Consider the following 22,335-nt stretch of genomic DNA (forward strand, 5'->3'; position numbering starts at 1 on the left):
CTAATTCATAAATTAAAACTTATGAATTAGATGCCTTTCCGGTAGACAATATTTTTGTAAGCTTACAATGTTGCTATTGCTTTTTGGATTCTTTTTATCGTTTCGTCTTTTCCAATTACTTCAACGATATCAAATAGGTGAGGACCTTTCAGCGCTCCAACCAAACTCAAACGAAACGGTTGCATTACTTTTCCCATTCCAATTTCGTTTTTCGTCATCCAGTCTTTGACAATGGTTTCGATATTCATCGAAGTGAAATCGGTAATTTCTTCTACTACAGAGATTAATTCCTGCATTAACGCCGGAGTTTCTGCTTTCCAATTTTTGCTTGCTTTTTCATCATAAGCAGTTGGAGCTACAAAAAAGAAATCGCTCATTTCCCAAAATTCAGAAACAAAATGCGCGCGTTCCTTGATTAAAGAAACCACTTTTGTTAGAACAGTATCATTTACAGAAAATCCTTTTTCAGCCAAAATAGGAGCATAGGCTTTCGCCAAAGTTGCATCTTCCTGTTTGATTAAATAGTGGTGATTGAACCATTTGTTTTTTTCAGGATCAAATTTAGCTCCGGATTTATGAACTCTGTTCAAGTCAAATGCTGCTACTAATTCTTCCAGCGAGAATAATTCTTTATCCGTTCCGTCGTTCCAACCTAATAATGCTAAAAAGTTGATTACGGCTTCCGGGAAAAATCCTTTTTCTCTGTAACCTGATGAAACTCCTTCTGCGGTTTTCCAGTCTAATGGAAATACAGGAAATCCCATTTTGTCACCATCACGTTTGGATAATTTTCCGTTTCCAACAGGTTTCATAATCAATGGTAAATGGGCAAATTCTGGTGCTTCCCAACCAAATGCTCTGTACAATAAAACGTGTAAAGGCATTGATGGCAACCATTCTTCACCACGAATTACATGCGAAGTTTCCATTAAATGATCATCCACAATATTAGCCAAATGATACGTTGGCATTCCGTCACTTTTGAATAATACTTTATCGTCTAATAGATTTGTTTCAAATTTCACGTCGCCACGAATAATGTCATGCAAATGCAACGTTTCATTCACCGGAGTTTTAAAACGGATGACATAATGTTCGCCATCAGCAATTCTTTTAGCAGTTTCATCTGCAGAAATCACTAATGAAGTGTCCAGTTTTTCTCTGTTGGTATGATTGTAAATAAATGTTTTTCCTTGTTCTTCCTCTAATTTTCGTGCTGCATCCAAAGCTTCTGCTGTATCAAAAGCATAATACGCATTTCCGGAATTGATTAATTCAGCAGCATATTGTTGGTACAAATCTTTTCTTTCGCTTTGACGGTATGGACCAAATTTTTCATTTTTTCCAATAGTCTCATCTGGAGCAATTCCTAACCATTCCAGTGCTTCCATGATATATTCTTCGGCACCTGGAACAAAACGGTTTTGATCCGTATCTTCAATTCTCATGAAGAAAACACCATTGTTTTTTTTGGCAAACAAATAATTGAATAATGCGGTACGAACGCCGCCAATATGTAAAGGTCCAGTTGGACTTGGTGCAAAACGCACACGAACTTGTTTAGACATTGCTGTAAATTTTTTGCGAAGATACAAATTCGATTTCTCATGTTATTATCTGAAAATGAGATAATGTAAGATTTATGTGTTTGATGATTTTTAACATTTCTTTATTCATATAAATTATTACTTTTATTGGTTACAAAAAACAAAGTACAAATTTTGGATACTCAGCAATTTATTTATCAAAAATTAGAAGCTTTCATCAGAAAGTTTTACACTAACGAATTGATACGGGGAACTATTTTCTTTATCGGTTTAGGATTGTTGTATTTTTTATTTACGCTTTTTGTTGAATATTTTCTTTGGCTTAAGCCAATGGGAAGAACCATTTTATTTTGGACTTTCGTTGGAGTAGAAGTGTATTTGTTGTTTCGTTTTATTTTGTTTCCAATTTTTAAATTATTCAAACTTCAAAAAGGAATCGATTACAATCAGGCTTCGGCAATTATTGGATATCATTTTACGGAAGTGAGTGACAAGCTTACTAACTTTTTACAACTATCAAATCCGAATGAGTATCAAATCAAATCGGAATTATTAGCTGCTTCGATTGAACAAAAAGCGAATGCGTTGCAACCAATTCCTTTCGGCAATGCCATAAACTATAATGTTAACAGGAAATATTTTCCTTTGGCTTTAATTCCAATATTGTTATTTGCTTTCTTTTACTTTTCCGGAAACAGCAGCATGATTTCTCAGAGTTTGAATAGAGTAGTGCATTTCAATTCGACTTTTTTGCCACCTGCTCCATTTAAATTTGTAGTTCTTAATTCAAATTTACAAACTGAACAAGGAAAGGATTTTATTCTTCGCATTAAAACAGAAGGAAAGATAGTTCCTGAGAATGCGATGATTTTTATTGATGATGAAAGTTATTTTATGGAATCGACTAAAGCGGGACAGTTTCAATTTAAGATGGCAAAGCCTTCAGAAAATATTTTGTTCCACGTGGAGGGAAATGCCATTTCTTCACCTGATTATGAATTGAAAGTGATTACAGTTCCATCGATTGCTAATTTTGAAATGCAGTTGAACTTTCCTTCGTATTTGAATAAAAAATCAGAAACTATCAAAGGAACAGGAAATGCAATCATTCCGGAAGGAACGAGTGTGACTTGGAAAATGAACACTCAAGCGACAGAAAATGTAGTGTGGATGAATGGAATCTCGAAAGCTACTTTTTTGAAAACAGAAAACACCTTTGTTTTATCAAAAAATATAGTTCAAAACACAGATTATCAAATTCTTACTTCAAATGAGAAGGTAAAAAACTACGAAAAACTCAATTATCAGCTCACAATTGTCAAAGATCAGTTCCCAACTATCAATGTGAACAATGCACCAGACAGTTTGAAGGTGGCTAAGAACTATGTTTTAGGTCAAATCTCCGATGATTATGGATTGTCTAAACTTCAGATTGTTTATTACGAAAGAGAGAAACCACAAACTGCTAAACGTGGAACAATTGCTATTAAGAAGAGTGCTTTTGATCAATTCGTATTTTCATTTCCAAGCAATCTTCTGGTGGAGCAAGGCGTGTCTTATGACTATTATTTTGAAGTTTTTGATAACGATGCCATCCATAATTTCAAAAGTACGAAGTCTTCCGTTTTTTCTAATCGTGTTTCCACATATGAAGAAAAGGAAGATCAAATTTTGCAGCAGCAAAATGACAACATTAACAGTTTAGAGAAGTCTTTAAAAAACCAAGATAAGCAAATTTCTGAAATGGAGAAGTTGCAAAAAACCGGAAAAGAGAAAGAAAATTTGGATTTCAAAGATCAGCAAAAAGTTAATGATTTCATCAAACGTCAAATGAAACAGGATGAGATGATGAAGGAATTCACTAAAAAAATGAACGATAATTTGGAGCAATTTAAAACCGATAAAAAGGATGAATTGAAAGAGGAACTTCAAAAACGAATGGACAAAGCCGAAAAGGAATTGGAAAAAAACCAGAAGCTTTTAGATGAATTGAAAGAACTGAACGATAAAATTCAGAATGAAGAGTTGTTGACTAAGTTGGATAAATTTAAACAAAACAGTAAAAACCAAACTAAGAATTTAGAACAATTAGTAGAGTTGACAAAGAGGTTTTATGTAGAAAAGAAAGCGGAACAATTAGGCGACAAATTGGACAAGCTTTCTGAGAAACAAGATATGTTATCTAATGATGAAAAGGAAAACAAACTAGACAAGCAAGATGATATTAATACTGAGTTTGACAAAATCCAAGAAGATTTAAATGATTTGGATAAAGAAAACAAGGAATTAAAATCACCTTTGGATTTACCTAAAGACGATGCTAAAGAAAAAAGTATTGACGAAGATTTAAAGAAATCTTCTGAGGAATTGAAGAAAGAAAAAAAGGACAAAGCCAAACCAAATCAAAAAAGTGCTTCTAAAAAGATGAAAGAGATGGCGCAAAAAATGGCGCAAACTTTGGAGCAAGGTGAGATGGAACAGCTGGAGGAAGATGTTGCCATGTTAAGACAAATTTTGGACAACCTATTAGCATTTTCTTTATCCCAAGAAGACTTGATGAACCAATTTAAAAAGCATAAAACAGGATCTCCGGCGTTCAATAAAAACATCAAAGTCCAACAGGATTTAAAACAACAGTTCAAGCATGTTGATGATAGTTTGTTTGCGATGTCGTTGCGCAATCCTAAAATTGCGGAGGATATTACTAAAGAAATTGGCAATGTAGTTTACAACGTAGATAAGTCTTTGTCCAGTTTAACAGATGCTCAAGTTACAAAAGGATTGTCACACCAACAATATACTGTTTCTGCGGCTAACAAATTGGCTGATTTCCTTAGTGATATGCTTAATAATATGCAAATGCAAATGTCAGGAATGGGTTCCGGGAAACCAAAGCCAGGTCAAGGTCAAGGAATGCAATTGCCGGATATTATCAAAAAGCAAGAAGTTCTTGGCGAGAAAATGAAAGACGGAATTAAAAAAGGGGAGAAACCTGGCGAAGGTCAAAAAGGACAAAACGGCAAACAAGGTAAGCCCGGAGAATCGGGTGAAGAAGGCGAGGGTGGCGAAGGCGATGCACAAGCTATAATGGAAATTTATAAAGAGCAAAAGCAATTGCGCGAAGCATTACAAAACGAATTAAACAATCAAGGATTGGGTGGTAATGGACAAAGTGCTTTGGAACAAATGAAGCAAATTGAAAAGCAACTATTGAACAAAGGTTTTAAGAACGAAGCGCTTCAAAAGATACTGAATGTGAAACAGGAATTATTGAAATTGAATTCCGCGATACAGCAACAAGGTGAAGAAAACAAACGCCAATCTGAAACTAATATAAAGGAGTTTAATAATCAATCTAATGCACTGCCAGCTGCTTTATTAGATTATTTGAATAGCATAGAAATATTAAATAGACAATCCTTACCTTTGCGCTCGAATTTTAATCAAAAGGTTCAAGAATATTTTAATAAAAAATGATCAATTTTAATTACGAAACCGACTTTAATTTAGACAACGAAGAAGCTATTGCAACTTGGTTGGGAAATGTTATTACTTCGGAAAACAAGAAAGAAGGAGAGATAAATTATATCTTTTGTGACGATGAGTATTTGCATAAAATTAATGTTGAGTATCTGGATCACGATACGTTAACGGACATCATTAGTTTTGATTATTCTATGGGCAATGAATTGCACGGAGACATTTTTGTTTCTGTTGAAAGAGTAAAAGACAATGCTGCTGATTTCAATGTTTCTTTTGAGGAAGAGTTAAAGCGCGTTTTGGTTCATGGTATTTTACATTACTGCGGTTACAAAGACAAAGGTGAAGCCGAAGAGCTTTTAATGCGTTCTAAAGAAGATGAAAAAATCGCTATGTTTCACGTGGAACAATAGTGTCTTTCAGATCATCAAACCAAAAATGTTTCACGTGGAACATTTAGTTTTGATTTAAAAAATAAGTTTACAGTGTTTCACGTGGAACAAAACATATAGATTTCAAAATTACAATCCTGAACAAGGATTAAATCATAAAAGAAGATGTTTCTAAATGAATATGATGTGATAGTTGTGGGCGCAGGACATGCAGGTTCAGAAGCCGCTGCCGCTGCCGCAAATTTGGGTTCAAAAACCTTATTGGTGACAATGAGTTTGCAGAATATTGCCCAGATGTCATGCAACCCAGCGATGGGCGGAATTGCCAAAGGACAAATTGTGCGTGAGATTGATGCGCTTGGAGGATACTCTGGAATTGTTTCGGACAGGACTGCAATCCAGTTCAAAATGCTGAACAAATCCAAAGGTCCTGCAATGTGGTCGCCACGCGTTCAAAGTGACCGTATGCGTTTTGCAGAGGAGTGGAGGATGATGTTGGAAGGGACTCCAAATCTTGATTTTTATCAAGAAATGGTGAAAGGTTTGATTATTGAAAATGGAAAAATAAAAGGAATCCGAACTTCATTAGGAGTGGAGATTCGATCAAAATCGGTTGTGTTGACCAATGGAACTTTCCTGAATGGTTTGATCCATATTGGTGAAAAACAATTTGGTGGAGGAAGAGCAGGCGAGAGTGCTGCATATGGGATTACCGAAGACTTAGTTGCGGCAGGTTTTCAATCAGGACGAATGAAAACGGGAACGCCTCCAAGAGTGGATGGACGTTCTTTGGATTATTCGAAAATGAACGAAGAAAAAGGAGATGCTAAACCGGATAAGTTTTCCTATTCGGATGTGACGTCGCCGCTGATTCATCAGAAATCTTGTCACATGACGTACACATCTCTTGAAGTTCACGATATTTTGAGAGAAGGTTTTGATCGTTCGCCAATGTTTAACGGAAGAATAAAAAGCCTTGGGCCTAGATATTGTCCGTCAATTGAAGATAAAATAAATCGTTTTGCTGATAAGGAAAGACATCAATTGTTTGTAGAACCGGAAGGATGGAATACGTGCGAGGTTTATGTAAATGGATTTTCTACATCGCTTCCTGAGGATATTCAATTTAAAGCATTGAGTTCTGTTGCAGGATTTGAGAAGGTGAAATTCTTTCGTCCGGGTTATGCAATCGAATATGATTATTTCCCACCAACACAACTGAAACATACTTTGGAAACAAAGCTTGTTGAAGGTTTGTATTTCGCAGGACAAATAAACGGAACTACCGGATATGAAGAAGCTGCTTCTCAAGGATTGATGGCTGGAATAAATGCGCATTTAAAAGTACATGAAAAAGCGCCGTTAATTTTAAAAAGAGACGAAGCGTATATTGGAGTTTTGATTGATGATTTAATTACGAAAGGAACCGAAGAACCTTATCGTATGTTTACTTCTCGCGCAGAATACAGAACGTTGCTGCGTCAAGATAATGCCGATTTCAGATTGACACCGATGTCACATGAAATTGGTTTGGCTTCAGAAGCACGTTTGCGAAGAATGGAACACAAATTAAATGAATCTGAAAAAATGGTAGCATTCTTCAAAGAAACAAGTGTTTCGGTTGCAGAAGCAAATCCTATTTTAGAATCAAAAGATACGGCTCTGATTACGCAAGGAGATAAAATGTTTAAAGTATTTTCTCGTCCGCAAATTGATTTAGAAGACATCATGAAATTTGATAAGGTTGCAGCTTATGTTGCAGAAAATGATTTGGACCAAGAAATTTTGGAACAAGCCGAAATCCAAGTCAAGTATTCTGGTTACATAGAAAAAGAAAGAAACAATGCTGATAAATTGCTTCGATTGGAAGATGTGAAAATTCCAGAGAATTTTGATTATGAAAAAATCAAATCAATGTCGATAGAAGCGAAACAAAAATTAAGCAAGATTCGTCCGGTAACTATTTCGCAAGCATCAAGAATCAGTGGTGTGTCGCCAAGTGATGTTTCGGTGTTGTTGATTTATATGGGACGATAAGATTTAAGATTGTTGATATAGGATTAACGATTTTTGATTTAAATCTGCAATCACAAATCGTTAATCAAATGTTCCACGTGAAACTACGTTGTGAAGCCTTGCTATAATTGAATAATCACAAAAATAAATAATTCAGCCCTGAAAGCATCCGTTGGTGTTTTCAGGGTTTAGTTTAAAATTAAAATATAAAAGCACTATTAATTAATGGATATTTCAAACCAAAAGCCTTTTTTAACCGTTAAAGATTATTCTGTTTCTCAGGAAATTTTCGAATTGTATCATGATGATAAATTGGATATGCTGATTACGTCTCCGCAACCCAGCTTAGAAAATTTAGGAAAGTATTACGAAAGCGTAGATTATATTTCGCATACTGACAGCAAAAGGTCTCTGTTTGAAAAAGCATATCATTTTGTAAAAACTATTGCGCTGAAAAACAAATTGAATTTAATCAATTCACTGCAATCGAATAAAGGAAGCATTTTAGATATTGGTGCCGGAACAGGTGATTTTTTATCTGTGGCCAAAGAAAACGGATGGCATACGATAGGAGTAGAGCCAAGCGAAAAAGCAAAAGCGATTGCAAAAAAGAAAGGCGTTTCATTTGTTGGAGCAACCAGCGAATTAGACAATCATTCTTTTGATGTGATTTCGATGTGGCATGTTTTGGAACACGTTCCTAATTTAGAAAACCAAATCAAAGAACTGAAACGATTATTAAAACCAAATGGAACTTTAATTATTGCTGTTCCAAATTTCAAATCTTTCGATGCAAAACATTACGGAAAGTTTTGGGCTGCTTATGATGTGCCAATTCATTTTTGGCATTTTTCTAAAACGGCAATAAAAATGCTTTTCGAAAAAGAAGAAATGAAATTGGTAAAAGTACTTCCTATGAAATTCGACTCTTTTTACGTGAGCTTACTTTCGGAAAAATACAAAACCGGTAAAATGAATTATATAAAAGCCTTTTTTGTCGGTTTGCAGTCAAATTGGGAAGCGAAGAAGAATTTCGAATATTCATCACACATTTATATCCTAAAAAATAACTAAAAATCATTTTAAGCTTATTTAAGCTTATTTTTTGGCTAAATCGAGGGTGATTATTGGATTTTAAAAGTAATTCTTTTAATTAATAGATATGAAGTCCGTTTTTAATAGTCATAAATTATACATTCATTAATCATAATAATAAAATTCTATATCATAAAAAAGTAGCATTTTTTAAACTTTATGTCAATGCTATCTATTTTTTTATATTTTTGTCACCAATACTCAAAACTAGAAATTTATCAAAATGAAAAAAGCATTATTAATTATCGCGTTATCAATTTCAATTGTTGCTTGTAACAAACCAGCCGAAGCAGCTAAAGAAGTAAAAACAGCTTACGTAGACACTTCTGAATTAATGAAAGAATATACAGAGGCAAAAGACCTTGAAGCAAAATATAAAACTAAAGCAGAAGAAAAAGGAAGACAACTAGAAGCTGAAATTGCAAGATTCAAGCAAGAAGCAGCAAGTTTTCAAGCGCAGGCACAAGCTAATGGTCAAGCATGGGCACAACAAAAAGGAGCTGAATTGCAAAAGAAAGAACAACAATTAAGCTACGCACAACAAGCATTGTCTCAAGAATTGCAAGTTGAAAGCGGAAAAGAAATGGATTCTTTAGTAAGCGGAGTAAAAAAATTCATCAAAGCGTACGGAAAAGAAAAAGGATATGCATACATCTACGGTACAGGTGACGCGGCTTCAATTCTATACGCTGAAGACAAATTTGATATTACAAAAGAAATCATCAAAGGCCTGAATGATAAATACAAAGCACCTGCTAAAACAGAAGAAAAAGCAGAAGCTAAAAAATAATTTTTTTATATTAATTCAAAAAATTGCCTTCGTCTAGCTTTAGATTGAAGGCATTTTTTTTGAAGCTATTTCCCGCTATCCGCTGTAATCTCTCGTTTAGCAAGTGTTTTTTCTAACCCATAAAAGGAGCTTCCGTTGGTCGCTCTTTTCCGGCTAGAAAAAAGTCACTTACTAAATTTCGAGGATTTTCGCTGCTATCGGGGCTAAAAAATAGTTGAATTTTAATCCTAAAATGTTTTCCGAAAATTAAAATAGTATTCCTAATTTTCAATACTTTAGCTTTATATATACACGCCTAATGCAAACCATTTCAGAAGCCGCCGCTTACACTTTACGATTCATCAATCAAACGCATCGATCCGTTTTCCTTACAGGGAAAGCAGGGACGGGAAAAACTACACTTTTACGGGAAATTATCCAAACCACGCACAAGAACACTGTTGTTGTGGCGCCAACGGGAATTGCCGCTTTAAATGCGGGTGGTGTTACCATTCACTCGATGTTTCAGTTGCCGTTTGGAGGATTTATTCCTGACAATTCATCACCTCAATTTTCTGAAAGCACCAAATTTGAAACCAAAGCTACCTTGCGCAGGCATTTCAAAATGAGCGGTTTGAAGAAATCAGTGATTCGCAATATGGAATTGTTGATAATTGATGAAGTAAGTATGCTTCGCGCTGATTTATTGGACGCTATGGATTATATGATGCAAACCGTACGCAAGAAAAGTACTGCTTTTGGTGGCGTTCAAGTCTTGTATATTGGAGATTTGTTGCAGTTGCCACCGGTAATTCGCGACGAAGAATGGCGTACGCTGAAAACTTATTACAAAGGAAAATTCTTTTTTCATTCGCACGTTGTGCAGCAACATCCGCCTTTATACATTGAATTGTCTAAGATTTTTCGCCAGACCGATGATACGTTTATTTCTGTTTTGAATAATTTGCGCAACAACCAGATTTCGCAGCAAGACATTCAAACTTTAAACCAATACGTAAAACCTGATTTTGATTTAAAAGGAAACAAAGGCTACATAACATTAACCACGCACAACAACAAAGCCGATTCTATGAATGCTCAGGCTTTGGAAGATCTGGAAGGAAAGTTAGTAGTATACGAACCCGAAATAACTGGAGATTTTCCGGATAAAATATTTCCCGTGGAACAACGACTGCAGTTGAAATTGGGCGCACAAATCATGTTTGTGAAAAACGATTTGTCCTTTGATAAGCATTATTTTAACGGAAAAATGGGCGTTATCAAATCGCTTTCGAGTAAGGAAATATTGGTTCATTTTCCGGAAGAAAATAAAACCATAGAAGTCGAAAAGTACGAATGGCAAAACATCCGCTACAAAGTGGACGAAACCACTAAGGAAATTGAAGAAGAGGTTTTGGGAACTTTTGTGCATTATCCCATCAAATTGGCGTGGGCAATTACAGTTCATAAAAGCCAGGGATTGACATTTGACAAAGCTGCGCTTGATGTTTCGCAGGTTTTTCTTCCGGGACAAGCTTATGTTGCATTATCGCGTTTGCGCTCGTTAGAAGGGCTTATTTTGCTTTCTCCGCTGCGCATGAATGGCATTTCAAATGATCAGGATGTGATGGATTATTCGTTGAACAAAGCTTCGGATTCGTTTTTAGAGAATGCCTTGCATTTTGAAACCAAAAATTTTATCCATAACTATCTGATAAACACGTTCGATTGGAGTGATTTGGCTCAGGAATGGCGCAATCATAAATTCAGTTACAACGAAAAATCAGAAATTTCAGAGAAATCCAAGCATGCCGTTTGGGCCAAAAAACAAACGGAAGTTATTGAAAAGCTTTTGGATCCATCCAAAAAATTCATATCGCAATTGAATAAACTTTTTGGTCAAGAAACAGTCGATTTGAATCATGTATCGGAACGTATTCAAGCTGCTTTCAGTTATTTTTTAAAACCAATGGATGATTTGGTTTTTGAAATCCTTTGGAAACTCGAAGAAGTAAAACGCATCAAAAAAGTAAAAGCGTTTTACGATGAATTAATTGTGCTGGAAGAATTGCAAACCAAAGCCGTTCTGCGCTTAATGAAGGCCAAATTATTGATAGAAACCGTTGTTGCAGGAGAAACCATTTCTAAAGAGAAATTGACGTCTTCAGATGTAAAAAATTACATCAGCCGAAAAACGGAAGCCATACAAAATCAGTTCAAAGAACTAAATATTACTTTGATTGAGGACGATAGGGATGTAGAGCGCTATACTGCGAAAAAATCCAAAACAGCAGTACCTAAAAAATCAACAGTTCAGGAAACCTACGAATTATGGGTTGAAAAGAAATCAATTGAAGATATTGCTACAATCAGGGTGCTGACCAAACAAACGATTTACTCCCATTTTGTGAAGTTGATACAAACCAAAGCGGTATCTATTTCGGAAGTATTACCAGAAGATAAAATGCAGGATTTGGCAATTGCTTTTGCCGGATATAAAGAAGAATCACTGAATACTATGATGGAAAAATACGGTCATAAATTCTCATGGGAAGAAGCGAGAATGTACAAAGCAAGTTTAAATTAGAAATTTGAAAAAGGAAATAATTTATTATGTAAACAATGAGGTTTAGAGACTAAGAGTTCATGTTTTAAAAATTATTAATGTCTTGAGTCTAACTTGATGATTTTGTTTAAAAAAACTAAAACTTAATGCAGAAACACAAGCTAATTCTCTTAAACTCTAAACCTCATTGTTTAAATATCAAAGCGTTTTATTGGTTATAATAATTTTTTCGAGTTCGAGTTTTTATATGGATATATAAAGTATTCTTTTAGCTTAATTAATAAGATGTTATGAACTAAAAAACCCTATTCGATTAGAATAGGGTTTTTGTTTTTATAGTGATTGAATCAATATCCAAGCCTCTGGATTGTGCTTTTCATTAATTTCTTTTTTTGCTTTTTCAGCTTCAGCAAATGTGGCATAACTACCATATAAAACGGGAAAATAACCGTTTTTGTTAGGAGCGATTCGTTTGGCATCATATCCTAAACGATTTAAAATTCGCAACGTTTTATCAGCATTTTTTTCTTCTCTGTACACTCCGGCCATAATGTGATACGGCATTTTTATTTCGGTAGTCGACTTTACTGAAAGTGTAACAGCAGGAACCGGACTTTCGATGAAGAAAGTGGCTTGCTGAATTTTATTTTGAACTTGTTTTTGAACGGCAGTTTCAACAAGAATCGTTTCTGAGGCGATTTGGTTTTGATACATTGGATAACCAACACTTCCTGCAAGTCCCAATCCTAATACAAAAATAGCAGCGTATTTTAAATACGGATTCGCTGTTCTGGTTTCTTCAGAAACCATTGTGATAGTTGCTTTTTCTTCAATCGCTTCCACTTCTTTTTCGAAGATTGCTCTTTTTACAAGTGGTGAAACAAAAGGAGCCAACCCAAAAGAACTAGTTAAATAATTCGTTTGATCGTAGGGAGTGAAAACGATGTTTTTATCTGCATTCAAACGAAGATCACCTACATTTTTTATTGATATAAGTTCGTTTTCTTCAAATGCTTTTTTCCAATTAAATACCTCGTATTGAATTTTACTTACGGCATATTCATAAGAAGTTTTTTCTGCTAAAGCGATATGATTGGCTAATAAACCATCATTGTTTTTCAGATTTGCATTGAAAGCAATCATTTTTTTGGGTGGAGAAAATGAATTTGTACTTTCGTTTAGTTTAGCCGATTGGATTTCGGTCAAAAAAGCTCCGAAACCAGGAACGGTAACACATTGATAACGGTATAAAAGCTGCGCGATGTATAGTTCGATTTTCATACTTACAAAGTTATACAACCAAAATAGTTATCAAAATTTTATTCACAATTTTTATTAACAATCCGCATAAAAATTTATACATTTCACTCTCAAATAATTAGCATGAAAGAGCAGGATTTATTTTATTTATTGGCATTGCAAAGAATAGAAGGTGTGGGCGACATAATAGCCAAAAAACTGCTGACTCATTTTGGTACTGCGGAAGCGGTTTTTAATACAAAGGCATCGCAACTTGCTGCCATTGATGGAGTAGGATCTGTTTTGCTGAAAAATTTAAGAGACAAATCGGTTTTCGAAAAAGCAACTCAAGAACTGGAGTTTATAAAAGCAAATGAAATCAATGTGGTTTATTTTCAGGACGAAGACTATCCAGAACGACTGAAACATTGTATTGATGGACCACTTTTATTATTTACCTCTGGGAATATAAATTTAAAAAATAGAAGAATCATCAGTATTGTAGGAACGCGCCAAATTACCTCGTACGGAACTGAATTTTGCAGAAAATTGATTGAAGATTTGGCTCCGTTAGATCCTATAATCGTGAGTGGCTTTGCTTATGGTGTTGATATTGTGGCACATCAACTGGCAATGGAACATAATTTACAGACGATAGGCGTGGTGGCGCATGGTTTGAACCAAATTTACCCGAAAACCCATAAAAAATATGTGTCGAAAGTCGAACAGAACGGTGGTTTTATGACCGAGTTTTGGAGTTCTTCCAATCCGGATAAAGAAAATTTCGTAAAAAGAAACAGAATCGTTGCGGGAATGTCTGAAGCAACAATCGTAATTGAATCAGCCGATAGAGGCGGATCGTTGATTACTGCAAATATGGCGAATGATTACAACCGTGATGTTTTTGCGGTCCCGGGACGTGTTACGGATAAATACAGTCAGGGCTGCAACAACCTGATAAAAACCCAAAAAGCAAATGTCCTGACCAGTGCCGCGGATTTGATTTATATTTTGAATTGGGATATTCAGAAGGAATCCAAACCTGTACAAAAACAATTGTTTGTAAACTTAGATGAAGACGAACAAAAAGTATACGATTACCTCCTTAAAACCGGGAAAGAACTTATGGATATTATTGCTTTGCGCTGTGATTTCCCTATTTATAAAATCTCAGGAATGCTGTTGAATATGGAACTGAAAGGCGTGATACGGCCTTTGCCGGGGAAATTGTTTGAGGCGATTTGATTTTAAAATATAAGTCATGTAAGCTTTCGTGAAATAGAAATAAAACTATAAAAAAACTTACACGACTTATATGTTTTAAAAATGGATTTTACATCTCAAATCCTAATTTCTCCCTCACTCTTGCCAGAACTCCATTGGCAACAGCCGAAGCTTTTTCGGCTCCTTTCTTGAGTAAAGCATCAACTTCATTAAGATTATTGATGTAATAATTGTATTTTTCTCTTTCGGTTTTGAAAGTTTCTGTAATCAATTCAAACAACGCTTGTTTAGCATGACCGTAGCCATAATTTCCACCAAGGTAATTGGCTTTCATCGCCGCGATTTGTTCTTCATTTGCTAATAAAGAATAAATAGCAAAAGCATTGCAAGTGTCTGGATTTTTATGATCTTCTAGTGGTGTGCTGTCGGTTTCAATACTCATGACTTGTTTGCGCAACGCTTTGTCATCTAGAAAGATATTGATTATATTATTGGCTGATTTACTCATCTTTCCGCCATTAGTTCCTGGAATCAACATGCTGTCTTCCTGAATTTTGGCTTCGGGAAGTACAAAAGTTTCTCCCATTTGGTGGTTGAAACGGGAGGCTACATCACGCGTGATTTCAACGTGTTGCAATTGGTCTTTTCCTACCGGAACCAGTTCAGCGTCGTATAATAAAATATCGGCAGCCATCAGCATTGGATAGGTAAACAAACCAGCGTTTACGTCTTCCAGTCTGTCCGCTTTGTCTTTGAAAGAATGCGCTAATGTCAAGCGTTGAAAAGGAAAAAAGCAACTCAAATACCATGATAATTCCGCTGTTTGTGGCACATCAGATTGTCTGTAGAAAACTACTTTGTCCACATTCAAACCACAAGCAAGCCAAGCTGCAGCGGTACTGTAAGTATTGGTTCGTAAGGTTTCACCGTTTTTTATTTGTGTTATCGAATGTAAATCAGCAATGAAAAGAAAGGATTCGTTTTCAGGTTTATTTGATAATGCTATTGCGGGAATGATTGCGCCAAGTAAGTTTCCTAAATGTGGTGTTCCAGTACTTTGAACGCCTGTAAGTATTTTTGCCATTATTTCTTTTTTCTTAAGCGCAAAGTTCGCAAAGTTTTTTAATTTTTACCGCAAATTCGCAAATTATAAAATCAACTTATTTTAAATGGTGTTAGTAATTTTTTTAACCATATAAGTCATTTAAGTCTTTAAAAACTTGATGATTAAAAGAGCGAGTTGTAATTGACCAGTAACTTAAAAACTTTGATGACTTATATGTAGAAAAACCGAAGAATATTTTTTGACCATCATAACATCTGATTTCTTACTTTTGAACCTATGAGAGGATTAAAAATTATTTTTTGGGTATTGTGGCGCATTTGGTTTTATATTTTGATGACCATTCCCATATTGGTGATGTTTCCTTTTCTGGTATTATCTATTTTGACGGAAGGTGGCTATCCTTATTTTTTTAAGATGGCTCGTATTTGGGCAAAATTTATTCTTTTCGGGATGGGATTTTATTATAAAATAGACAAAAGCCAAGAAATGGAATACCAAAAAAGTTACATGATTGTTGCCAATCACACCTCAATGGCCGATATTATGCTGATGCTTGCCCTAACAAGAAATCCGTTTGTTTTTGTGGGTAAAAAAGAATTGTCAAAAATTCCTTTGTTTGGATTTTTCTATAAAAGAACCTGTATTTTAGTGGACAGAAGTTCTTCAAAAAGTAAAATGGAAGTTTTTAACCGCGCTCAAAAAAGAATTAATCAAGGATTGAGTATTTGTATTTTTCCAGAAGGCGGCGTTCCGGATGACGAATCGGTTTTGTTAGATACTTTCAAAGACGGTGCTTTTCGCTTGGCGATAGAACACGAAATTCCTATTGTTCCCATTACTTTTGCCGATAACAAAAGGAGATTTTCCTATACTTTTTTTAGCGGAAGCCCAGGAATTATGCGTGTAAAAATGCATTCGCACGTAGAGACTTTAGGAAAAACCGGTTTTGACCGCAAAGAAATTCGTGAAGAAGTGCGCGAAATAATATACAATCAACTGATAGCTTTCGATTCTGATCCAATTAAAAGCTATAACTAATACCAGAATACAAGCCGATAAATAGCGGTTTAAAGTCACCCGAGTTGTTGGAAAAGGTATTCAATTGATATTTAAGCATTGGTTCCACATTAATTTGGAATGATTTTATAATCTGGTACTTAAATCCTAGACCCACATTAGTACTGAAATGGACTTGATTCAGGTTTTTTGCCTCTCCTAATTTCACATTGGTTTCAGAGGAAACTAACGATATTTTATTCTGACTGAGAAACAAAGTACTTACACCTCCAATAACGTTGATTCCAAATTTTTTATCCAAAACAGCATAGGAAATTTCCAAAGGAACTTCGTAATAGCCCATTTTTTGATTGATAGCGCCTGTATTTGTTTTTTGCAAGTCTTTTTCAAAAGTCAATAGCGTGTTAAGACCAGCTTCATTTTTAATCTCAATTAATGCATTTGAAGAATAATTGATATTTGCCAGATTATTGTTTGCCAAACCGGTTGAGTAGACTACGTTATTCGTGTTGTATCCTAACGACAACTTGTTAATTCCGCTTCGTAAGGCTACTTTTTTAGAAACAGCATAATTTACCCCAACACCAAAACTTAAGCTGTTATCGGCCGTTTTTTGATTTTCTGAAAATTGTGGGTCAATAGCAGAGCCGCCTGAATTTGAATTCAGATACACCGCCGCGATGTTTGGCGTAATTTGCCACTTGTTTTTTTGATTAAGAACTACAACTTCTTTTTCTTCTCCTTTTCTCTTTTTAAGGATTTCTTCTAATTCGTTGGGCGTTTCAGTATTACTCGATGACTGTTTTTTGGAATCTATTGCAGCAATTTTAGAGTTCCCGCCTTCTTCTAAACCACTTTTTTTCAATGTTTTATTTTGAAAATTATCAAATGTTTTATCAGTTGTTATACCATTTTTTTCTGTAGTGATGTATTCAGATGTCACGACATTGTTATCCGGAGAGGCTTGTTTTATCGCAGTATAATTTTCTTGTAGATTAACAAGAGCATTAGTTTGATTGTTCTTTTTCTCAGAATAGACTTTCGATTTATCAGCATGTATGAATTTTTTTTCATTTGTTTTCCCAGTTTTAATAGTATTATTTATAGCGACTTGAGGAACTTTTTTTATTTCTAAAAGATTGGTATTGTTTTCTGTTTTAGGTATCACAGAGTCCTTATTTTTAGAAGAATTTTTTAAAATATTTGGTTCTAGAACGATGCTTTTATTTATTTCTATTTCCGTTTTAAAAATGGAATTCAATGCGAATAAACCCAGAAGAAAAGCCGCTGCAATTCCTGGAAATTTTATCCAGAAAGGAATTATTTTTCTTTTTTTCTTCTTTTTATCTAATGCAGTTTGGATGTTTTTCCAGACTTGCTCATTCGGATTCATTTCAAAATCCTTGAATTTTTCTTGAAAAAATCGGTCTATATTTTTTTTATCATTCATTTTGCAGACGACTTTATTTTAATTGTTGAATAAGCATCAATTTTGTCTTTTAATATTGCTCTGGCTCTAGCAAGATTTGATTTTGTGGTTCCTGTAGAAATTTTCAGCATTTCAGAAACTTCTTTGTGGGAATAGCCATCAAGTACATAAAGACTGAATACTAAGCGGTATTGATCCGGTAACTCGTGGATGATTTTCATTAAATAATCAATAGAAATATTCTCGGCATCAATTTCAACTTCTTCATCAGGAATATTGTCATTTATAACCTCCATATATCGGACACCTTTGAATTTTTGAAGGGCATTATTAATTACGATTCTTTTTGCCCATCCTTCGAAAGAACCTTTAAAATTATACTGTTCAATTTTTCCGAAAATAATCAAAAACCCATCTTGTAAATTGTCCTCAGCATCTGCATAATTAGAAGAATACTTTAAACATACTCCATAGAATTTTTTTGCAAACAATTGGTATAACTGTGCTTGTGCTTTGGAGTTGTTTTTTTTACATTGATTGATTATTTCATCTAATCCCACAGTATGATCAGGCATTAATTAGTGGTAACTGGAACTTCTACTTCCTCAAAAATATTTTTACCATCGGCATCTTCTCCTTTATAAAATTTGAAAATATAGGAACCGGTGTTAGTTACGTAAAATTTGAAAGAGACTTCTGTAGCTTCAGTAGTCAATGGTTTGCAATCAGTGCTTTCCAAAACTGTAGTTTGTATGCCAATGGTTCTGATATTTAAATCCTTGTCGTAATAAATTCCTTGAAAATAATGACAGTCTGAAGGTTTTTTATACTTCAATTTTATTTCATACGTTTCTCCTAGTTTAAAAGATTCGGGTAGCGTATAACTGTCTATTGGAAGTATTTCGGAACTGTATTTTTGTTGATCATCGTCAATACTACAAGAAACCAGTGTCAATAAAAATAGGGTGAGTAAAATAAGTTTTTTCATCTTTTATAATTTTAAAAAGTTAATACGATTCCGCCACTTTAAAAGTTTTTGTAGACGGTTTCTTTATAGATGAAATTTTAAAAAAAGGTTGCGTTTAAAAATGAAAAAACCCGATATTCTCGGGTTTTAGTTTTTTATGCTTCAGCTAGTTCTTTTATTCTAGCTTTGATTTTTTCTTCAAGTTCATCCGCTAATTCCGGATTGTCTTTGATTAAAGACTTAACAGCATCACGACCTTGCCCTAGTTTGGTTTCACCGTAACTGAACCAAGATCCCGCTTTTTTGATGATTTCAAATTCAACGGCAAGATCTAGAATCTCTCCTGTTTTTGAAATTCCTTCACCATACATGATGTCAAATTCAGCGATTTTAAATGGTGGAGCAACTTTGTTTTTCACCACTTTTACTTTGGTTCTGTTTCCAAGTACGTTATCACCATCTTTAATTTGTGTAGAACGACGGATATCTAAACGAACCGAAGCGTAAAACTTCAATGCATTTCCTCCAGTAGTTGTTTCTGGATTTCCAAACATCACTCCAATTTTCTCTCTCAATTGATTGATAAAGAAAACCGTACAATGTGTTTTGCTGATCGTCCCTGTCAATTTACGCAATGCTTGAGACATCAAACGAGCGTGTAATCCCATTTTAGAATCTCCCATTTCGCCTTCAATTTCACTTTTTGGCGTCAAAGCAGCAACCGAGTCAATTACAACAATGTCAATTGCTCCGGAACGAATCAAGTTCTCTGCAATCTCTAATGCTTGCTCTCCGTTATCGGGTTGTGATATGATTAAGTTTTCGATGTCCACACCTAATTTCTCAGCATAATTTCTATCGAAAGCGTGTTCTGCATCAATAAAGGCAGCAATTCCACCTGCTTTTTGAGCTTCAGCAATAGCGTGAAGTGTCAACGTGGTTTTTCCAGAAGATTCCGGACCATATATTTCAATAATTCTTCCTCTTGGATAACCGCCAACTCCTAATGCTAAATCGATTCCTAAAGACCCTGAAGAAATAGTTTCCACCTCTTCAATGGCTTTGTCGCCCATTTTCATTACTGTTCCTTTTCCGTAGGTTTTGTCTAGTTTGTCAAGCGTAAGTTGTAGCGCTTTTAATTTAGATTCTTTCTCTGTACTCATCTTCTCTTTTACCTTTTCTTTCATCTATTTGTATTGTTTTATAACGGTAATAAACTGACAGGATGACTAATTACCCTGTAATTTCATTTGTATACTGAACATTTATTTTCGTAAAAATACTTCTTTTTTTAATTAAAAATTTCTCTTTCCAGAATATTTTAAATTAAAAACTACAAGTCAATTATGCGTATTATGTGAACAATGCTTTTAATTCGGTTGCATCGTGTGGGTTCATTTTACCAGCCAAAACTAAACTCAGTTGTTTGCGTCGCAATGCGGCTTCAAAACGTTGTTTTTCTAGTTCGGTTTCCGGAACAATTTGTGGTACTTCAACTGGTCTACCCGTATCGTCAACCGCCACAAAAGTATAAATCGCTTCATTGGCTTTGGTTTTGTTGCCCGATTCTCTGTCTTCGACCCAAATGTCAATGTATATTTCCATTGAACTCTTGAAAGATCTGGAAACTTTAGCTTCCACAGTAACGACACTTCCCAGCGGAATGGCTCTGTTGAAAGCAACATGATTGACGGATGCAGTAACTACAATTCTACGGGAATGTCTTCGTGCCGCTATACTCGCTGCGCGATCCATACGGGCTAATAGTTCTCCTCCAAAAAGATTGTTCAAAGGATTGGTCTCACTTGGTAAAACCAAATCTGTTAATATCGTCAGGGATTCTGAAGGGTGTTTTGGTGTCATTTTTTTATGTAAAAAGGAATTGTTGTTCAAAATAATAAGTTGTAAAGTCTAGTTTAACCAATAAACGGCCAATATTGCAGGGATAAAATAGATCACAATTGTTCTGGCGCCATCATAATCTTTGGCCAATCGTTGTCCAAAAAGCAACATCAACAACGTGATGCAGGAGAAAACGGCTCCGTAAAAACCGAAGATTCTGCCATTATTCACGAATAATTCGATGCAACCCACCACACATAAAATACCAGAGATTAACTCTAAAATTAAAATGTTCAGTAATGCTAAAGGCACATGATTTTTTAACGGCGTTTTAGCGAAATGGCCTTTCAACCAGTCTACATTGTCTTTCCAATAAAACAGTTTGTCATAACCGGATTGCAGAAAAGTGATGGCCAGGAAAATTAAAATCAAAATAGAAGTAATGTTGTTCATGTTTTTATTTTTTGTGAATTAAACGGGTAAGTTTTATGGATAAATCGGTGAGAATAATTTTAGCGTTTCCGTTGCGTTCAATGTGATACATGGCTTCCGAAAGTTCTTTGAAAATATCGTTGATATTGTTGCCGTTTACGAAAGGCGCAAAATTCTCCAGTTTGAACTTTTCAACTTGTGGTTCCATGTAAACTAAACTTGGCGTTTGGTAATTCAACAACAATGCCTGACGGAACATGTCGATGCAGAAATGTAAAAATTTCTTCTGGGTTTCTCTTCCTAAACCGGCAATTTGCTCGCTCCATTGAATCAAATCCTGAATGGCTGCGGCGTTTCCTTTGGCCCTAAAAGCAGCCCGAACCCAATCAACGAACCATTTTTCAAAAAAAACCGATTCGCTGTCCGGTTGCAGTAATTGCAGTGCTTTGTTGTAATTTCCTTGTGCCTGATGCGCTATTTTTAAAGCTTCTTTTGATTCCATGCTTTCTTTTGAAACTAAAGCTTCTGCAATTACAGTTTCACTTAGTCCGTTAAAATGCAACACTTGGCATCGGGAACGAATGGTTTGAATGATATCTTCTTCATTTTCCGAAATCAGAATGAAAACAGTTTTGTCTGTAGGCTCTTCAAGTAATTTCAGCAGTTTATTGGAAGCGGCAATATTCAATTTATCGGCCATCCAAATAATCATTACTTTGTATCCGCCTTCGTAGGATTTTAAAGCCAGCGATTTCAAAATTTCCTGCGCATCGTCAACCCTGATTTCGCCTTGTTTGTTTTTAACACCCAGCATTTGGTACCAATCAAACAAACTTCCGTACGAGTTTAGCTCTAAAAACTGACGCCATTCCATGATAAAATCGATGCTTTTAGGTTTGGTTTTTACGTCTTCGGTACTTACCGTTGGGTAAATGAAATGCAAATCCGGATGCGATATTTTATGAAATTTAATGTTGCAAGATTCATTTGAACCTGAGTTTTCCGCGTTTTGATTGCTGCAAATGATGTATTGCGCGTAAGCAATTGCCATAGGCAAGGTGCCACTACCTTCAGGACCAACAAATAATTGTGCATGTGGAATTCTACCCAAATCAGCACTTTTTGTCAAATGACTTTTGATGTGTTCTTGTCCTAAAATTTCTGAAAATTGCATAAAGCAAAGATAGCAGAAAATGGTTTAGTCTAAAATTTTAGAATGCAAAGTTTATATTCAATTGAGTTTGATAGAAATAA

At 35.0% G+C, this 22,335-nt stretch carries 18 protein-coding genes; 8 read left to right on the forward strand and 10 right to left on the reverse strand.

The window, feature by feature from the left end; all coding sequences use genetic code 11:
* Positions 1-62: 62 nt before the first annotated feature.
* Complete coding sequence (gene gltX, locus BMX64_RS04200; protein WP_091166477.1) at positions 63-1,568, reverse strand: glutamate--tRNA ligase; 1,506 nt, start codon at positions 1,566-1,568, stop codon at positions 63-65.
* 309 nt (positions 1,569-1,877) lie between these two features.
* On the opposite strand from gltX, the gene BMX64_RS04205 reads away from it, so the two are divergent.
* The 6 genes from BMX64_RS04205 to BMX64_RS04230 all read left to right on the forward strand — a co-directional run bounded on the left by BMX64_RS04205 (position 1,878) and on the right by BMX64_RS04230 (position 11,886).
* Positions 1,878-5,024: a hypothetical protein gene (locus BMX64_RS04205; protein WP_244273221.1), complete on the forward strand. Its 3,147-nt coding sequence runs from the start codon at positions 1,878-1,880 to the stop codon at positions 5,022-5,024.
* Positions 5,021-5,440 carry an rRNA maturation RNase YbeY gene (ybeY, locus tag BMX64_RS04210; protein ID WP_091166478.1) on the forward strand — a complete coding sequence of 140 codons (420 nt, stop codon included), beginning with the start codon at positions 5,021-5,023 and terminating at the stop codon, positions 5,438-5,440. Before BMX64_RS04205 ends, ybeY begins: the two co-directional genes overlap by 4 nt.
* A 144-nt stretch (positions 5,441-5,584) precedes the next feature.
* Positions 5,585-7,456 carry a tRNA uridine-5-carboxymethylaminomethyl(34) synthesis enzyme MnmG gene (gene mnmG / locus BMX64_RS04215; protein WP_091166479.1) on the forward strand — a complete coding sequence of 624 codons (1,872 nt, stop codon included), beginning with the start codon at positions 5,585-5,587 and terminating at the stop codon, positions 7,454-7,456.
* Between the two features lie 204 nt (positions 7,457-7,660).
* Positions 7,661-8,509: a class I SAM-dependent methyltransferase gene (locus BMX64_RS04220; RefSeq protein ID WP_091166480.1), complete on the forward strand. Its 849-nt coding sequence runs from the start codon at positions 7,661-7,663 to the stop codon at positions 8,507-8,509.
* A 244-nt stretch (positions 8,510-8,753) separates the two neighbouring features.
* Positions 8,754-9,320 (forward strand): OmpH/Skp family outer membrane protein, encoded by a 567-nt coding sequence (locus tag BMX64_RS04225; protein WP_091166481.1) that lies wholly within the window; start codon positions 8,754-8,756, stop codon positions 9,318-9,320.
* Positions 9,321-9,618: 298 nt separating this feature from the next.
* On the forward strand, positions 9,619-11,886 hold the full coding sequence (locus BMX64_RS04230) for a helix-turn-helix domain-containing protein (RefSeq protein WP_091166482.1): 2,268 nt from the start codon (positions 9,619-9,621) through the stop codon (positions 11,884-11,886).
* Positions 11,887-12,198: 312 nt separating this feature from the next.
* Here the strand turns inward: BMX64_RS04230 and BMX64_RS04235 are convergent, their stop codons facing one another.
* Entirely contained in the window at positions 12,199-13,146 is a 948-nt protein-coding gene (locus tag BMX64_RS04235; protein ID WP_091166483.1) for an HU domain-containing protein, read from the reverse strand.
* A 102-nt stretch (positions 13,147-13,248) separates the two neighbouring features.
* Between BMX64_RS04235 and dprA the strand changes: the two genes are divergently transcribed.
* Positions 13,249-14,349, forward strand: a complete 1,101-nt coding sequence (dprA, locus tag BMX64_RS04240) for a DNA-processing protein DprA (protein ID WP_091166484.1) — start codon at positions 13,249-13,251, stop codon at positions 14,347-14,349.
* Positions 14,350-14,437: 88 nt separating this feature from the next.
* Here dprA and trpS read toward each other — a convergent pair whose 3' ends face one another.
* Entirely contained in the window at positions 14,438-15,412 is a 975-nt protein-coding gene (trpS, locus tag BMX64_RS04245; RefSeq protein ID WP_091166485.1) for a tryptophan--tRNA ligase, read from the reverse strand.
* 258 nt (positions 15,413-15,670) lie between these two features.
* On the opposite strand from trpS, the gene BMX64_RS04250 reads away from it, so the two are divergent.
* A complete protein-coding gene (locus BMX64_RS04250) occupies positions 15,671-16,432 on the forward strand; it encodes a lysophospholipid acyltransferase family protein (RefSeq protein WP_091166486.1) in 762 nt (253 codons plus the stop codon).
* Here the strand turns inward: BMX64_RS04250 and BMX64_RS04255 are convergent.
* The 7 genes from BMX64_RS04255 to BMX64_RS04285 all read right to left on the reverse strand — a co-directional run bounded on the left by BMX64_RS04255 (position 16,416) and on the right by BMX64_RS04285 (position 22,255).
* On the reverse strand, positions 16,416-17,861 hold the full coding sequence (locus BMX64_RS04255; protein ID WP_091166487.1) for a hypothetical protein: 1,446 nt from the start codon (positions 17,859-17,861) through the stop codon (positions 16,416-16,418). The two genes, BMX64_RS04250 and BMX64_RS04255, sit on opposite strands and share 17 nt — an antisense overlap.
* Positions 17,858-18,400: an RNA polymerase sigma factor gene (locus BMX64_RS04260; RefSeq protein ID WP_091166561.1), complete on the reverse strand. Its 543-nt coding sequence runs from the start codon at positions 18,398-18,400 to the stop codon at positions 17,858-17,860. The genes BMX64_RS04255 and BMX64_RS04260 overlap by 4 nt, the downstream gene beginning before the upstream one ends.
* Positions 18,401-18,414: 14 nt before the next feature.
* Positions 18,415-18,828 carry a hypothetical protein gene (locus BMX64_RS04265; protein WP_091166488.1) on the reverse strand — a complete coding sequence of 138 codons (414 nt, stop codon included), beginning with the start codon at positions 18,826-18,828 and terminating at the stop codon, positions 18,415-18,417.
* A gap of 134 nt (positions 18,829-18,962) precedes the next feature.
* Entirely contained in the window at positions 18,963-19,970 is a 1,008-nt protein-coding gene (recA, locus tag BMX64_RS04270) for a recombinase RecA (protein ID WP_035674074.1), read from the reverse strand.
* 190 nt (positions 19,971-20,160) lie between these two features.
* The gene (locus tag BMX64_RS04275; protein ID WP_091166489.1) at positions 20,161-20,670 is read right to left on the reverse strand and encodes an acyl-CoA thioesterase; all 510 of its coding nucleotides are present in this window, start codon (positions 20,668-20,670) and stop codon (positions 20,161-20,163) included.
* A gap of 48 nt (positions 20,671-20,718) precedes the next feature.
* Positions 20,719-21,102, reverse strand: coding sequence for a DoxX family membrane protein (locus BMX64_RS04280; RefSeq protein ID WP_091166490.1), 384 nt, complete (start codon positions 21,100-21,102; stop codon positions 20,719-20,721).
* 4 nt (positions 21,103-21,106) lie between these two features.
* A complete protein-coding gene (locus BMX64_RS04285) occupies positions 21,107-22,255 on the reverse strand; it encodes a DNA polymerase III subunit (RefSeq protein ID WP_091166491.1) in 1,149 nt (382 codons plus the stop codon).
* Positions 22,256-22,335 lie beyond the last annotated feature (80 nt).

The sequence above is a fragment of the Flavobacterium sinopsychrotolerans genome (genome assembly GCF_900110375.1).
In the GTDB taxonomy this organism is placed as follows: Bacteria; Bacteroidota; Bacteroidia; order Flavobacteriales; family Flavobacteriaceae; genus Flavobacterium; species Flavobacterium sinopsychrotolerans.